Source organism: Streptomyces sp. NPDC046349, assembly GCF_055587885.1.
In genome coordinates this window covers 37,907-52,760 of sequence record NZ_JBVJFK010000002.1, presented here as the reverse complement: position 1 = coordinate 52,760, position 14,854 = coordinate 37,907, and the positions used below count along the sequence as shown (strand labels likewise).

The following is a 14,854-nucleotide window of genomic DNA, read 5'->3' as shown; positions in this document are numbered from 1 at the left end:
ACGCCTCCACAGCTGTCGCGTCCGTGGGACCGACGGTAGGAAGGGCGCGTTTCGGCCCCGGTCCCCGCCGGATGACCGCCGGGAAACCTTGCTCTCACCCGCCGCCCGGGCCGGGTGTGAGCGGGGCGGGCAGCCAGCTCCCGGTGGGTGGCTCCAGCCAGCCCCGGTCGGCCGCCAGCCCGGCGGCCGCGGTGTGCAGGGCGTCCAGTCCGGGGTGGCCGAAACCCTTGCGCCACACCATCGACAGCGGCGACAGCGGCACCGGATCGGTCAGCGGCAGCTTCACGCACCCGGGCATGTCCAGGAAGCCCACGGTCGCCAGCACCGGATTGCCGGTCTTGACCATGACCCGGCGGAACTCGTCCTTGCCCATCGCGACCGGCGCGGGCGGTGCCATCAGGATCCCCCGCCCGGCGAACAGCTCGCGCGCCAGCCCCGTCCACTCCAGCGTGCGGGGGTTCCCGGCGCCCGCGTACACGGTCTCCCCGGCCAGCGCGTCCAGCGGTACGGACCGGCGGGCGGCCAGGGGGTGCCCCTCGGGCAGCAGCACGGCGAGCGGCTCGTACCGTACGGCCCGCTGCGCGAGTGGCGCCCGCAGTACGGGGTCGAGCCCGTCGGCGTATCCGAAGGCGACGTCGAGCCGGCCGGCCGCGACCTCGGCGGCGGCGTGGGTGAGTCCGCTCTCGAAGCGGGCCATCAGCTCGCAGTCCGGAGCGAGTTCGCGGGCCCGTTCCAGCACGGTGCGCGCGGTGCCGGGGCCGTCGGTGTTCAGGTCGACGAGCAGCGGCCTGGGCGCCGCACCGGCGGCGGTCACGGCTCCGAAGGCGCCGGCCAGCTCCTCGTGGGCGCGCAGCACGCGCCGGGCCAGGGGCAGCAGCCGGTGTCCGTCGGCGGTCAGCTCGACGGCGCGGGTGGTGCGGACGAACAGCGTGGCCGCCAGGGTCTGTTCGAGGCGCCGGACGTCCCTGCTGAGCGCCTGCTGGGCGACGTACAGGCGGGCGGCGGCGCGGGTGAAGTGCAGTTCCTCGGCAACGGCGACGAACCCTCGCAGCAGTCGGGGTTCCACATCACGGGGATTCACCCCCGGAGACTAACAACAAGAGCGGGTGAATGGCCTCGGAACAGGTGTTGGACGCCGCACACCGCCCGGGCCGAGGGTGGATCCATGCCCCTCATGACCGTCACCGGCAGCACGCTCGTCATCACCGCCCCCTCCCCCGCCACCGCTCCCGCCGCCCCCCGCCGTGCCGCCGGGCCGGCACCCGGCCCCTACCGGCGGCTGTTCGACCTGCCCGGCGCCCGGGGGTTCACCGCCGGCAACCTCATCGCCCGCCTCCCGATGGGCATGTTCGGGATCAGCGCGGTCATGATGATCGCCGGCCAGCGGGGCTCGTACGCACTCGCCGGTGCGGTCACGGCGACCGGCCTGGCGGCCACGGCGGTGGTGGCGCCCTGGACCGCCCGGTTGATCGACCGCCACGGTCAGGCCCGGATCGCCGTGCCGGCCACCCTGATCGCGGTCCTCGGCTCGCTGGCCCTGATCGCCTGCGTCCGCAGCGGCGCTCCCGCCTGGACGCTCTTCGTCTCCTACGCCGCGACAGCCACCACCCCCAACATCGGCGGCATGTCCCGGGCCCGCTGGACGCACCTGCTGCGCGACTCCCCCGGCGCCCACCACACGGCGATGTCCTTCGAACAGGCCGCGGACGAGCTGTGCTTCATGCTCGGGCCGGTCCTGGCGGCCTTCCTCTGCAGCGCCGTCTTCCCCGAGGCGGGCACCCTCGTCGGCGCTGCTCTGCTGCTCACCGGGATGCTGGTGTTCACCTCCTGCCGCGCCACGCAGCCCCCGGTGGCCGCGACGCCCCGCAAGGGCTCACCGCTGCGCGCCCTCGGCCCGCTGCTGCCGCTCTTCCTCGCCACGGGCGTGGTGTTCGGCTCGATGGAGGTCGCCTCGATCGCCTACCTCGACGTCCACGGCCTGGGCGCAGCCTCCGGTCTGGTCCTTGCCCTCCAGGCGGCGGGCTCCTGCGCGGCCGGCCTGCTCTACGGCACCGTGCGGGCCCGCTCGTTGAAGGCCTGCGTGTACGCCCTGGCCGCCGCGATGGCCCTTCCGTGGGCCGCGGCGGCCACCGGCTCGGTGCCCGCCCTGGCGGGCGCCCTGCTGCTGGCCGGCATGGCCACGGCCCCGACGATGGTCACGGCGATGTCGCAGGTGCACGCCCGCACCCCCGAGGGGCGGCTGAACGAGGGCATGACCCTGGCGGTGACCGCCATCTTCGCGGGCATCGCCGCGGGCGCGGCGAGCTCGGGCCGGATGGTAGAGGACGCGGGCCCGGTCGCCGCGTACGCGGTTCCGGCGGCGGCCGCGCTGATCGCCCTGGTGATCGCCCTGACAGGCCGATCGATCCGGCGGCCGAGTGATCGTTCCCGCGTGGTACGCACGACCACCGCCGGGGATCCGCGATAACTGGGGGTGCTTTCCCCCAGCGCCCTTCCCTTTGCGGAGGAACTACCCGTGCCTGCTTCCCGTTCCGTGCCCGCCGCCCTGTTCGTCGCAGCCGTCACCGCCGCCTGCCTGGCGCCGGCCGTACCGGCCGCCGCCGACTCGTCGAACATCCGGTTCTTCCAGCCGTACGTACCCTCGATCGCTCCCGGCGGGACCGGCCGCGTCGTCATCGCGGCCGCCAACGGGTCCGACCAGGCCGTCAGCAGCACCTTCCGGATCACCGCACCGGACCGTACGTCCTTCCCCGAGGCCCGCTTCTACTGGGACGGGCAGCGCTCCTCGATCCCGTGCACCCGCTCGGCCGACGCCCGCCGGCTGACGTGCGACGCCGGGAGCCGCGCCGGGTTCGTCTTCCCCTCGAACGAGCAGACCCGGCTGGGTGTCGACCTGCGGGTGGACGCGGACGCGCCGCAGGGCACGACCCTGCACGGCGGCGAATGGTCGACGGACGAGGCGGCCCCCGCCCTGTTCGCCGTCACCACCCCGGCGACCGGCCCCAAGGGAGACAAGGGCGACAAGGGCGACGACGGCAAGCCGGGGCACCACGGCAAGCCCGGGCGCCCCGGCCCCAAGGGCGACAAGGGGGACAGGGGCGAGAAGGGCGAGAAGGGGGACAAGGGGGACACCGGCAAGCGGGGCCCGAGGGGCCACGACGGCAAGCAGGGCCCCGCCGGCCCGCGCGGCCCGCAGGGCGAGCCGGGCCCCGCGAACGGCCCGAAGGGCGACACCGGGCCCGCGGGCCCGCGCGGACCGGAAGGCCCCCGCGGACCGCAGGGACACAAGGGCGAGACCGGCAAGCCGGGCCCGAAGGGCCACGACGGCAAGCCCGGCCCGCAGGGCCCGCAGGGCCCGCAGGGGCACACGGGCAAGCCGGGCCCGGCGGGCCCGCAGGGCCCCAAGGGCCCGAAGGGCGACACCGGGAAGCCCGGCGACTGCAAGTGCGGCGGCGGTCACCACGAGCAGCCCGAGGCAAAGCCCAAGGCCAAGATCGTCTCCCCGGGCAAGGGGCTCGGCGTCCGCTCCGGCCCCGGCACCCACTACAAGCAGCACGGCAAGATCCCGACCGGCACGGTGGTCAAGCTCCAGTGCAAGGTCAACGCCCAGAAGGTCGACGGCAATTCGATCTGGTACAAGCTCGCCGACGGCTCCGGCTGGATCGCCGCCCGCTACGCCCTGAACCTCAACAAGGTCCCCTTCTGCTGACCCCTGCCCCCGCCTGACCCAGGCCCCCGGCCCCACGGCCGGGGGGCCTGGTCCGCGAAACAGGCAGACGCCCCTCACCCGGTACCCCCAGACTGCGTACCCTCGTGAAGGGAGACAGCACATCCTCATGTCGGCCGCCGAGCACGACTCCTGGCCGGAGACGACCCACCTGCCGGGCCCTCCGGCGAATGCCCGTCGGCTGATGCAAGCCGTCGCCCGGGACCGGGCCAGATGCCGCGAGCGTGCGTCGTGAAGAGCACGGAGGAGCTCCAAGCCCCAGCTGTCCCGAGGACGCTCCGTGCACTTGTCGGGCGCCTACGTTCCCTGCGTGCCTGCCTCGCCGAGCTGCACCAGCCCCGCCGCCGCTTCCTCGGCAGCGGAGAAGTCGACCCCCTGGAACTTCCACGACACGATCCGTGCTCCCGCCGGAACGCGGTACACGTACTGCATCCCGTTCTTGAACCCCGGCTGCAGCTGGTCGTTGCACTCCGGGTTGCCCGGCAGCTTGTAAAGATCCTTGATCGCGTCGTACCGGCGCATCGGCACCTGCCAGCAGGCCCCCGGACATGACGAAGGCCCCGCAACCGAGTGGCTGCGGGGCCTTCGCCCACATGGGATGAGTGGAGATGGCGGGAATCGAACCCGCGTCCAACGGTGCAGAAGCAGGGCTTCTCCGAGCGCAGTCCGCTGCGCTTTTCTCGGCCCCGGAGATCACACGGACAAGTCTCCGACGGGCTCAGTCACTGTTTGGTTTCCCTCCAACCCCCGTGACCGGGGCTAGAGGTTTAGATCCCTTGTTGACGCCAGGATCCGGACCGGGACCACTTCCGGGCTGACGCTCCTCACAGAGGCTTCAGCTCACTGTTATTAGGCAGCGAGGGTGAAGCGGGAGTTATCGCTCTTGGAGTTGGCGATTATTTTTTGCGACATGTGGTTAGCGAGATCATTGCCGCTTCCTCGGCTCGCTTCCCCTGCATCGACATCCGCTGTCGAAACCGATCATCCCCATGTTTTTTTAACAATGTGCTCCACCCCGGGGGGCGGTGCTGACGCCATGGTACGCGAAGTGGACCACCGCGTGCCAGGTGATTAAACCGTGCCGCGCTGCTTGCGGCGGATGGCCGAGATCACCCGGTTCGTCTCGCGGGTGTCCTGCTTCTCGCGCATCGTCTGCCGCTTGTCGTACTCCTTCTTGCCCTTCGCCAGCGCGATCTCGACCTTCGCCCGGCCGTCCTTGAAGTACAGCGAGAGGGGCACGATCGTGTGGCCCGACTCGTCCGCCTTGCGCTCCAGCTTGTCGATCTCCTCCCGGTGCATGAGGAGCTTGCGCTTGCGCCGGGCGCTGTGGTTGGTCCAGGTGCCCTGGCTGTACTCGGGCACGTGCACGTTGTAGAGCCAGGCCTCCCGGCTCTCCACCGACACGAAGCCGTCCACCAGCGAGGCCCGGCCCTGACGCAGGGACTTGACCTCGGTACCGGTGAGCACGAGACCGCACTCGTAGGTGTCGATGATCGTGTAGTCGTGCCGCGCCTTCTTGTTCTGGGCGATCAGCTTGCGCCCTTTTTCCTTAGCCATAGTGCGGTCATTTTCGCACTACGGACCCACCCCGAGGCCACCCAATACCGTGACGGCCCGCTCTTCGGCCCGCTCGCCCGCCGGCACGTCCGGGGTGATGCCCCCGCCGTCGAGGCTGCGGCCCGACGGTGTGCGGTACGTGCCCACGGTCAGCTCGGCCACCGAGCCGTCCGGCAGCTCGGTCGGCATCTGCACCGAGCCCTTGCCGAAGGTCCTGCTGCCCACCGCCACCGCCCGGCCGCGGTCCTGGAGCGCGCCGGTGACCAGCTCGGCTGCGCTCATCGTGCCGCCGTCGACGAGGGCCACCAGCGGCCGGGTCGTGTCCCCGCCCGGGGCCGCGTTCAGGACGCGCTGTTCGCCCCGTACGTCGTACGTCGCCACGAGCCCGCCGTCCAGGAAGGCGGAGGCGGCCGTGACGGCCTCGGCGACCAGCCCGCCGCGGTTGCCGCGCAGGTCGAGCAGCACCCCGCCGCCGGCCGGGGCGGCACGGACGGCCGCCCTGACCCGCTCGCCGGAACCGCGGGTGAAGGAGGTGACCTTGATGACGGTGACGTCGCCGGCGAGGTGCCGTACGGTCACCGGCTCGGCGCTCAGCCGCTCGCGCAGGACGGTCTCGGTGAGGTCGGCGCCGCCCCGGCTCAGGTTCAGCACGACGGGGGTGCCGGCGGTGCCGCGCAGCAGCGCCACCACGTCGGCCACGGCCAGCCCGGTCACGGCGTGCCCGTCCACACTCAGCAGCCGGTCCCCGGCGCGCAGGCCGGCCCGGGCGGCCGGGCCGCCGGGCTGGACCCCGTCGACGGTGATCATGCCGTCCCGGGCGCGCACGGCCCACACCCCGACACCGGTCCAGTGCCCGTCGAGGCCCTCGGCGAAGGCGGCGTACTCGCCCCGGTCGTAGACGGTGCCCCAGCGGTCGCCGCTGCGGCTGACCACCTCCTGCGCGGCCTTCTTGCCGGACTTGCCCTCGGCGACGGCCTCGGCGGCGGCGCGGGCGACCGCCTCGCGGTCCGCAGTGCCCTCCGCGCGCGGGGCCCCGGGCGCGGGGGCGTCCGTAAGGGCGGCGGCCGCCGCACCGTCCTCGCGTTCCCAGCAGCCGGTGAACGCGCCGACGGCGACGACGGCGACGAAGGTTAACGTCAAAACGGCCCCGCGACGTGGGTCGCGGGGCCGGAGACAGAAGGCGGGCAGACCCGGCATGGCGCCGAGTCTAGGACAAGGCCCGCGCCGGTACGGATGGTTGGCCGGACCGCTTGCGGGGCGCTTGTCACACCTTCAGGTACTTGCGCAGGGCGATGAAGGCGGCCATGGAGGGCATCAGGAGGCCGATGAAGAGCACGTACGGGAGCTTGGCCAGCACCGAGCCCCAGCCCATGAAGTCGATGAGCTGGATCTTGTCCCGCAGGCCCACGCCGTGGTCGATCACGAAGTACTGGCCGGAGACGAGCATGGCGCAGGCGAAGAGCGCGCCGATGAGCCCGGCGACGGCGGCCTCCATGATGAAGGGCACCTGGATGTAGAAGCTGGAGGCACCCACGAGCCGCATGATCCCGGTCTCCCGCCTGCGGCTGAACGCCGAGACGCGCACGGTGTTGACGATCAGCAGCAGCGCCACGATCAGCATGATCGCCATGATGCCCACGGCCGCCATGTTCAGGTAGTTGAGGATCCTGAACAGGTCGTCGATGGCCTGGCGCTGGTCGTCGACGGTGTGGATGCCGTCGCGGCCCGCGAAGGCGGAGGTGACCACCTTGTACTTCTCCGGGTTCTTGAGCTTGACCCGGAAGGACTCCTGCATCTGGTCGGGGGTGATGGAGGAGGCCAGGGCGGTGTGGCCGTACTGCTCCTGGTAGTGCTTGTACGCCTCGTCGGCCGACTCGTAGGTCACCGACTTGACCAGGGACATCGCCTTGAGCTCGGACTCGATCTGCTTCTTCTGCTCTTCGGTCACGGCGCCCTTGCGGCAGGTGGCCACGCCTCCCGCGCCGCCTCCCGCACTGTTGGCGGCGGCCTCGCCGGCCTCCTGGGCGTCCTGCTTGTTGCAGAGGTAGATCGAGACGTTGGCCTTGTCGTACCAGTAGCCCTTCATCCTGCCCACCTGCTCGCTCATGAGCAGGGAGCCGCCGAACAGGGCCAGTGACAGGGCCACCGAGATGATGACCGCGAAGGTCATGGTGAGATTGCGGCGGAGGCCGACGCCGATCTCGGACATGACGAACTGGGCGCGCATGACTCTGGGGGGCCTTTCAGTGCTGGTAGCCGTAGACGCCGCGCGACTGGTCGCGCACGAGTCGGCCCTGTTCGAGTTCGATGACGCGCTTGCGCATCTGGTCGACGATCTGCTGGTCGTGCGTCGCCATGATCACGGTGGTGCCGGTCCGGTTGATCCGGTCCAGCAGCTTCATGATCCCGACGGAGGTCTGGGGGTCGAGGTTGCCGGTGGGCTCGTCCGCGATCAGCAGCGCCGGGCGGTTGACGAAGGCGCGGGCGATGGCCACGCGCTGCTGCTCACCGCCGGAGAGCTCGCCGGGCATGCGCTCCTCCTTGCCGCCCAGGCCCACCAGTTCGAGGACCTGCGGGACGGCCTTGCGGATCTCGCCCCTGGGCTTGCCGATGACCTCCTGGGCGAAGGCCACGTTCTCGGCCACCGTCTTGTTGGGCAGCAGGCGGAAGTCCTGGAAGACGGTCCCCAGCTGGCGCCGCATCTGCGGGACCTTCCAGTTGGAGAGCTTGGCGAGGTCCTTGCCCAGGACGTGCACCTGGCCGTGGCTCGCCCGCTCCTCGCGCAGGATGAGGCGCAGGAACGTGGACTTGCCGGAGCCGGACGAGCCGACCAGGAAGACGAACTCGCCCTTCGCGATGTCGAGGGAGACTTCTCTGAGTGCGGGACGGCTCTGCTTCGGGTAGGACTTGGAGACGCTGTCGAATCGGATCACGGGTGCACCACGGTCGCCGGGAGTAGGTGTGCGTGACCATACGCGAACGGGCGCGAGGTGTGGACCCGGCATCCGGAGTTGTCCGCTTTATCCCACGGTCCCGGAGGGTGCGGACCGCGATTGCCCGGGCGGGCCGCGCCGAATGCCGGCGAAGCTGGCACAGTGGTAGGGGGAACGCTCCGGTTCCCCGTGCCGTTATAGGCAAGAAGGCAGACCGAGGGGACGAGAGGAGGAGCGCATGACATATGACCGGCTCGTGTGCGCGAACTGCGCCGCACCCGTCAGCCAGGGCCGCTGCCCGGTGTGCCGGGCGAACCGGGAGCGCCTCCAGCAGGAGGGCCCCTTCTCCGGCCTGAACCCCGTGGCTCTCATCGTGCTCATGGTGGTGCTCGTGGCAGCCCTGGTGCTGGTGGCCCAGCAGACCGCCTGAGGAGGCGCTGTCCCGGCGGGAGCGGCGCCGGTGCTCGTCGGTGCCCGCGCCGCGTACCGATCACGAACAAGCGGAAGGGCCCGGACATCTCGTGTCCGGGCCCTTCCCGTGTTGCGTGCGTGCGCGGAGTGCCTTAAGCGGTCTGCTCCTGCTGCTTGCGCCAGCGGATGCCGGCCTCCAGGAAGCCGTCGATCTCGCCGTCGAGCACCGCCTGCGGGTTGCCGACCTCGAACTCCGTGCGCAGGTCCTTGACCATCTGGTACGGGTGCAGGACGTAGGAGCGCATCTGGTTGCCCCAGGAGCTTCCGCCGTCCTTGAGGGCGTCCATCTTGGCCTGCTCCTCCTGGCGGCGCCGCTCCAGGAGCTTGGCCTGGAGGACGTTCATGGCGCTGGCCTTGTTCTGGATCTGCGAGCGCTCGTTCTGGCAGGAGACGACGATGCCGGTCGGGATGTGCGTGATGCGCACGGCCGAGTCGGTGGTGTTGACGCCCTGGCCGCCGGGGCCGGAGGCGCGGTAGACGTCGATGCGCAGCTCGGTCTCGTCGATCTCGACGTGGTCGCTGGTCTCGACGACCGGGAGCACCTCGACGCCCGCGAAGGAGGTCTGGCGGCGGCCCTGGTTGTCGAAGGGCGAGATGCGCACGAGGCGGTGGGTGCCCTGTTCGACGGAGAGCGTGCCGTAGGCGTACGGGGCCTTGACGACGAAGGTGGTCGACTTGATGCCGGCCTCCTCCGCGTACGAGGTCTCGTAGATCTCCGTGGAGTAGCCGTGGCGCTCGGCCCAGCGCAGGTACATGCGCTGGAGGCGCTCGGCGAAGTCGGAGGCGTCGACGCCGCCGGCCTCGGCACGGATGTTGACCAGGGCCTCGCGCTCGGCGTACTCGCCGGAGAGCAGGGTCCGGACCTCCATCTCGTCCAGCGCCTTGCGCACGGACACCAGCTCGGTCTCGGCCTCGGCGAGGGTGTCCGCGTCGTCCATCTCCTGGGCGAGCTCGAACAGCACCCCGAGGTCGTCGATGCGTCCGCGCAGGGTCTCGGCCTTCCGGACCTCGGCCTGGAGGTGCGAAAGCTTGCTCGTGATCTTCTGGGCGGCTTCCGGGTCGTCCCACAGGGACGGCGCGGCGGCCTGCTCCTCGAGCACGGCGATATCTGCCCTCAGCTTGTCGAGGTCCAGGACGGCCTCGATCGACCCCATGGTCGAGGAGAGGGACTTCAGCTCTTCGGAAACATCGACGACTGCCACGGGTCCAGCGTAGCCGGTCCGCGGGCAAGCCCGTCCGGGCAGGCCGGATCACCCGTTCTGATGAGAGGTCGCACGGGCGTACGCTCACCGTATGACCGTTCTCCTCGTCAAGCGCCGCCATGTGGACTACATGCGCGTCACGTCGACGAGCTGTCAGCCGCCGGACCGAACCCAAGCCTGATCCACCCCGATCCGACTTGGTCCTGTACGCGGCCCAAGCGGTCGCCGGCACCACCCCTGCCGGCGGCCCCGCCCCACCCGCCGACCCCGCCACCTCTGGGGAACAGGACCCCGTGACATCCGAAACGGAGCCGTCATGCCGTCCGCGCACTCCCTCCCCGTCCTGGACCTCTCCCAGGCCGACGACCCGGCCCAGCGGGCCGAATTCCTGAAGAAGCTGCACGCGGCAGCCAGGGACACCGGTTTCCTGCACCTGACCGGGCACGGCGTGACCGCCGCCGAGAGCGCCCGCATCCTGGAGGTCACCCGGGCCTTCTTCGCCCTCCCGGAGGCCGACCGGCTCGCCGTGAGCAATCTGAACTCGCCCCACTTCCGCGGCTACACCCGGATCGGGCACGAGCTGACCGGCGGGGCCTCGGACTGGCGCGACCAGCTGGACGTGGGCGCGGAGCGGCCGGCGCCGGTGGTGGGCCCGGACGACCCGCCGTACCTGTGGCTGGAGGGGCCGAACCAGTGGCCGGCGGCCCTCCCCGAACTCCGCACGGTGGTCCTGGAGTGGCAGAGCCGCCTGGCGGCGGTGGCGCACCGCCTGCTCCAGGAGCTCCTTGCCTCGATCGGCGCACCGGCCGACTTCTTCGACGAGGCCTTCGCCGACCGCCCCCACCTGCACACCAAGCTGATCCGCTACCCGGGGTCGGCCCCGTCCGGCGCCGACCAGGGCGTCGGGGCGCACAAGGACTACGGCTTCCTCACGCTCCTGCTGCAGGACTCGGTGGGCGGCCTCCAGGTGGTCCGGGACGGCGGCTACGTGGACGTGCCGCCGATGCCGGGGGCCTTCGTGGTGAACCTGGGCGAGCTGCTGGAGATCGCGACCGAGGGGTACCTGACGGCGACCGACCACCGGGTGGTGAGCCCGCCCGGGGCGGTGGAGCGGTTCTCCGTGCCGTTCTTCTACAACCCGCGGCTGGACGCGGTGGTGGAGACCGTGCCGGGCGACTACCTCCGCTCGGCGCCCGGGGTCGCGCACGACGCGTCGAACCCGCTGCACGCCGAGTACGGCCGCAACGAGCTCAAGGGCTGGGTCCGCGCCCATCCGGCCGTCGCACGGCGCTGGCATCCCGAACTGGCTGCGGCGTAGGCCCGCACACGGCGGCGGCAGCGGGGCGAGGCGGGGCGCCCGGGCTGCGCGCAGCCCCGCCGTTCCGGCCCCGTCGGCGTGGGGAGGCGCGTGGCTTCGGGGGCGGCCGGCGGCCCCCGGCCGAGGCGCGCCGCACCCGCGCTACGGCACCCGCGGAACGGACTGCTTGTTGTCCTGCCGGGGCTTCGGCTCGTCGCCCCCGGAGAAGGCAAGCCAGCCGCCCAGTCCGACGGCGGCGGCCAGGGCCACCGCGACCGCGGAGAGGGTCAGGCGCCGCTTGCGCGCGGCCTCGGCACGGTGCCGGGCCGAGCCGGGCCGGTGCCCGCCGGCCGGGCGCGGCACGCGGGCCGTGCCCAGCGCCCCGCCCGCCAGCTCGTCCGGTCCGGGCACCCGCATCGAGGTGTGGGTGTCCCGGTTGGAGTCGGTCGCCGACCCCGGCACCAGCGGGACCACGCTGCGCCGCCGCACCGGGTCGGCGGCGGGCTCCTCGGACACCGCCGGTTCCGGTTCCGCGTCGTCCGGCTCGTCGACGTCCAGGGGCGGCATCCCGGCCAGCATCGGCAGCAGGTCCCGCAGCCGGACGGACAGCTCCGACGCCCGCAGCCGTGAGGCGGGGGCCTTGGCCAGGCACTGCACGATCAGCTGCCACAGTTCGTCGGGGATCCCCGGCAGCGGGACGACGGTCTCCGTCACGTGCCGCCGCAGGACGGCTCCCGGGTGGCCCCCGCCGAAGGGCGTGAATCCGGCCAGCAGCTCGTACAGGACGGTGGCCAGGGCGTATATGTCCACGGCCGCGCGCGGGGGCAGGCCCTCCACGATCTCCGGCGCCAGGTAGTCCGGGGTGCCGATGATGCGGGTCGTCGGGGCGGTGGCCCGGCCGGCCGTGGCCCGCCGTGGGGAGTCGATCAGCTTGGCGACGCCGAAGTCGGTCAGCAGGGCCGGGTGCGAGCCGCCCGGGCCGAGCGGGCCCTGCATGTCCAGCAGGACGTTCTCCGGCTTGACGTCCCGGTGGACGACCCCCGCCGCGTGGGCCGCGGCCAGTGCGTCGGCCACGTCCGCGACGATCGCCACGGCCGCCTCGGGGGCCAGCCGGCGCTCGCGGTCGAGCCGTGTGCGCAGGTCCGTACCGCGTACGAGGTCCATGACGAGGGCGAGGTCGTTGCCGTCCACGACGAGGTCGCGGACGGAGACGACGTGCGGGTGCTCCAGTCCGAGCAGGGCGCTGCGCTCCTGGACGAAGCGACCGACCAGCTCCTGGTCCGACGCGAGGTCCTCGCGCAGGAGTTTGACGGCGACGGGCCCGTCAGGCCCCTCGCCCAGCCACACCGTGCCCGCGCTGCCGCGCCCCAGGATCTGGTGCGCCGTGTACCGGCTGCCGATTTTCCGTGCCACGACTGCTCCCTCAGTGGCTGGCGTACGCCCCAAAGCTACGCGGCCCGGCGGGCTTCGGAGGCCAGCAGGGGGCCCGATTCGCGACGACCTTCACTTCTGCGGGCGAAATCCCGCCCTGGATGTCGACAAATCCACGAAGCCGTCGCTACGGGCCCGGCCTCAGGGGGTGCCGGAGCCCGAGGAACCCGACGAGCCCGCCGCGTCACCGATTGTGGTCACCCAGTCGACGACGCCGGAGCCCCAGGACCACACCTGGTCCCACCAGCCCTTGCCGGTGCCGACCCACTCCTGGAGCGGGGTCAGCTCCCAGATCAGCCAGCCCGCCACGAAGAACACCAGGATCAGCACGAGGCAGCCCTTGAGGCAGCCGAGGCCCGGGATCCGCACCGGGTTGGCGCTGCGGCGGCGCGGCTCGCGCGGCTCCCGGGGGGCCGGGGGCTGCGGCGGGGCCTGCTGGGGCTGCTGCGGCTGGCGGTATTGCGGCTGCTGCGGCTGCGGCTGCTGGTACGGCTGGGGCTGGCGCTGCTGCGGCTGGTAGTGCTGCGGCGGCGGGGGCGGCGGCGCGTACTGCTGCTGCGAGGGCTGCTGCGGCTGGCGGTACTGGGGCTGCTGCGGCTGCTGGTACTGCTGCGGCGGCGGGCCCTGCCGGTACTGCGGCGGCTGCTGGGGCCGGTGCTGCGGCGGCGGGGGCGCCTGGCGCTGGGGACGGCGGCGCAGCGGGTCGTCCTCGGGGTCGAGGTACTGGATCTGCGTCTGCTCGTTGCGGTCGCGGGCGGCCCGCATCTGCGTCTGCCACGGGTGCGGCGCGTCCGGCTGCTGCACCGGCGGCATGACCGAGGTCGGGTCGGCCCCGGGGCCCCCCGTGCTCGGCAGCACCGAGGTGGCGTCGGCCGCGCCGACCGGCGGCATGACGCTGGTCATGGCATTCGGGTCGTAGGCGCCCGCCGGGGAGCCCGCTCCGGCGGGCAGCACCTGGGTGGGGTCCGCGGCACCGGGGGTCTCGGGGACCGGGGCCGGGGAGGGGTCGGGCGCGAGGAGGGCGCCCACGCCGAGCGCGGCCTCCACCTCGGCGGACGTGGAGTGCACGCCGATGCCGGCGGCGACCACACGCAGGCCGCGGGCCAGGCTCACGGCGCTGGGGCGCTCGTCGGGCTCCTTGCGCAGGCAGCGCTCGACGACCGTCCACAGCGGCTCGGGCACGGTCGAGGGGCGCTGCGGCTCCTCGCTGAGGTGGCGGTGGAGCACTTCGAGCGCGGTGCCGCCGGCGAACGGCGGGCGGCCGGTGAGCAGCTCGTAGAGCAGGATGCCGGCGCCGTAGATGTCGACGGCGGAGGTCTGCGGCCGGCCCTCGGCGGACTCGGGGGCGACGTAGGCGGGCGTGCCGACGAACTCGTGCGTGCGGGTCAGGCCCGGGGAGTCGGCGAGCCGGGCGATGCCGAAGTCGGTGAGCATCGGCTTCATCTGCCCGCCGCGCTCGTCGAGCAGCACGTTGGCCGGCTTGAGGTCGCGGTGTACCACGCCGTCCGCGTGGCTGGCGGCGAGCGCGTCCGCGATCTGGGCGGTCAGCAGGCTCGCGGCGACGGGGGTGAACGGGCCGTTCTCGCGCAGGTACCGGTGCAGGTCCGGACCGTCGATCAGGTCCATGACCAGGGCGAGCAGGTCACCCTCGACGACGAGGTCGCGGGTGCGCACGATGTTGGGGTGGGTCAGGCGCAGCAGGACCGAGCGCTCCCGCAGGAAGCGCATGACGATGTCGGCGTCCTGGGCCAGCTCCTCCTTGAGGACCTTGATGGCCACTGTTTCGCCGGGCTGCCCCGCGACGGCCGCCTCGGCGCCGGCGGTCTCCCTCTGGCGGGCACGCCAGACGGTGCCCGTGGCGCCGCGCCCGAGCGGCTCCTCGAGCAGGTATTTACTGCCGACTGGCCGCACGTCTCGCGCTCCCCTGCTGTCGTCTGCTGTGGTCGATCCGTCGAGTGGTTTTTCCGGCCCACTCTAGGGGGTGTCCCCCGGGAAGACGCCGGTCCCCGGAGGTTGGTTGCCGCACATATGTACGGAGGGTGACGTTTTCGGGGTATGCCGGAGGCGATTTTCCCCTTCTTTCCCCCGCTCTCGGTCCGGATTCGATCGGGCCCCGGCCCGGCCCGCGACAGATCAAGATCATTTATTGCCGGGTGCCGGGCGTGTTGTCCGCGACAGGTGCGAGGATGCACCCGTACGGAACGGCACGGGACGGGAGCCCCGCCTTCCGGGCAGA

Annotated in this window: 13 protein-coding genes and 1 other RNA gene; 4 read left to right on the top strand and 10 right to left on the bottom strand. The window is 72.3% G+C overall.

The features are described 5' to 3' along the window. Positions 1-94: 94 nt before the first annotated feature. Complete coding sequence (locus tag ACZ6JS_RS03925; protein WP_469295606.1) at positions 95-1,081, bottom strand: LysR family transcriptional regulator; 987 nt, start codon at positions 1,079-1,081, stop codon at positions 95-97. A 93-nt stretch (positions 1,082-1,174) separates the two neighbouring features. Here ACZ6JS_RS03925 and ACZ6JS_RS03920 point away from each other — a divergent pair, with 93 nt between their 5' ends. Together ACZ6JS_RS03920 and ACZ6JS_RS03915 are read left to right on the top strand one after the other, a co-directional pair. Then, positions 1,175-2,467, top strand: a complete 1,293-nt coding sequence (locus tag ACZ6JS_RS03920; protein WP_469296377.1) for an MFS transporter — start codon at positions 1,175-1,177, stop codon at positions 2,465-2,467. Positions 2,468-2,515: 48 nt separating this feature from the next. Beyond that, positions 2,516-3,709, top strand: a complete 1,194-nt coding sequence (locus tag ACZ6JS_RS03915; RefSeq protein WP_469295604.1) for an SH3 domain-containing protein — start codon at positions 2,516-2,518, stop codon at positions 3,707-3,709. A gap of 315 nt (positions 3,710-4,024) precedes the next feature. Here ACZ6JS_RS03915 and ACZ6JS_RS03910 read toward each other — a convergent pair whose 3' ends face one another. The 6 genes from ACZ6JS_RS03910 to ftsE all read right to left on the bottom strand — a co-directional run bounded on the left by ACZ6JS_RS03910 (position 4,025) and on the right by ftsE (position 8,217). Then, positions 4,025-4,249 carry a hypothetical protein gene (locus ACZ6JS_RS03910; protein ID WP_469295603.1) on the bottom strand — a complete coding sequence of 75 codons (225 nt, stop codon included), beginning with the start codon at positions 4,247-4,249 and terminating at the stop codon, positions 4,025-4,027. A gap of 78 nt (positions 4,250-4,327) precedes the next feature. Further along, positions 4,328-4,716: a transfer-messenger RNA gene (gene ssrA, locus ACZ6JS_RS03905) on the bottom strand. An 82-nt stretch (positions 4,717-4,798) separates the two neighbouring features. Further along, the gene (gene smpB / locus ACZ6JS_RS03900) at positions 4,799-5,284 is read right to left on the bottom strand and encodes an SsrA-binding protein SmpB (protein WP_469295602.1); all 486 of its coding nucleotides are present in this window, start codon (positions 5,282-5,284) and stop codon (positions 4,799-4,801) included. A gap of 18 nt (positions 5,285-5,302) precedes the next feature. Then, positions 5,303-6,481, bottom strand: a complete 1,179-nt coding sequence (locus tag ACZ6JS_RS03895; RefSeq protein WP_469295600.1) for a S41 family peptidase — start codon at positions 6,479-6,481, stop codon at positions 5,303-5,305. A gap of 67 nt (positions 6,482-6,548) precedes the next feature. Beyond that, positions 6,549-7,511, bottom strand: coding sequence for a permease-like cell division protein FtsX (gene ftsX / locus ACZ6JS_RS03890; RefSeq protein WP_364845374.1), 963 nt, complete (start codon positions 7,509-7,511; stop codon positions 6,549-6,551). A gap of 16 nt (positions 7,512-7,527) precedes the next feature. Further along, entirely contained in the window at positions 7,528-8,217 is a 690-nt protein-coding gene (gene ftsE, locus ACZ6JS_RS03885; RefSeq protein ID WP_030011324.1) for a cell division ATP-binding protein FtsE, read from the bottom strand. A 238-nt stretch (positions 8,218-8,455) separates the two neighbouring features. On the opposite strand from ftsE, the gene ACZ6JS_RS03880 reads away from it, so the two are divergent. Continuing rightward, positions 8,456-8,647 carry a hypothetical protein gene (locus ACZ6JS_RS03880; protein ID WP_030662818.1) on the top strand — a complete coding sequence of 64 codons (192 nt, stop codon included), beginning with the start codon at positions 8,456-8,458 and terminating at the stop codon, positions 8,645-8,647. A gap of 133 nt (positions 8,648-8,780) precedes the next feature. Here the strand turns inward: ACZ6JS_RS03880 and prfB are convergent, their stop codons facing one another. Continuing rightward, complete coding sequence (gene prfB, locus ACZ6JS_RS03875; RefSeq protein WP_469295598.1) at positions 8,781-9,890, bottom strand: peptide chain release factor 2; 1,110 nt, start codon at positions 9,888-9,890, stop codon at positions 8,781-8,783. 316 nt (positions 9,891-10,206) lie between these two features. On the opposite strand from prfB, the gene ACZ6JS_RS03870 reads away from it, so the two are divergent. Then, positions 10,207-11,208 carry an isopenicillin N synthase family dioxygenase gene (locus tag ACZ6JS_RS03870; protein ID WP_469295597.1) on the top strand — a complete coding sequence of 334 codons (1,002 nt, stop codon included), beginning with the start codon at positions 10,207-10,209 and terminating at the stop codon, positions 11,206-11,208. A gap of 141 nt (positions 11,209-11,349) precedes the next feature. Here ACZ6JS_RS03870 and ACZ6JS_RS03865 read toward each other — a convergent pair whose 3' ends face one another. Both ACZ6JS_RS03865 and ACZ6JS_RS03860 read right to left on the bottom strand, forming a co-directional pair. Then, positions 11,350-12,600 (bottom strand): serine/threonine-protein kinase, encoded by a 1,251-nt coding sequence (locus ACZ6JS_RS03865; protein ID WP_469295595.1) that lies wholly within the window; start codon positions 12,598-12,600, stop codon positions 11,350-11,352. Positions 12,601-12,759: 159 nt separating this feature from the next. Beyond that, a complete protein-coding gene (locus tag ACZ6JS_RS03860) occupies positions 12,760-14,529 on the bottom strand; it encodes a serine/threonine-protein kinase (RefSeq protein WP_469295594.1) in 1,770 nt (589 codons plus the stop codon). Positions 14,530-14,854: the final 325 nt, after the last annotated feature.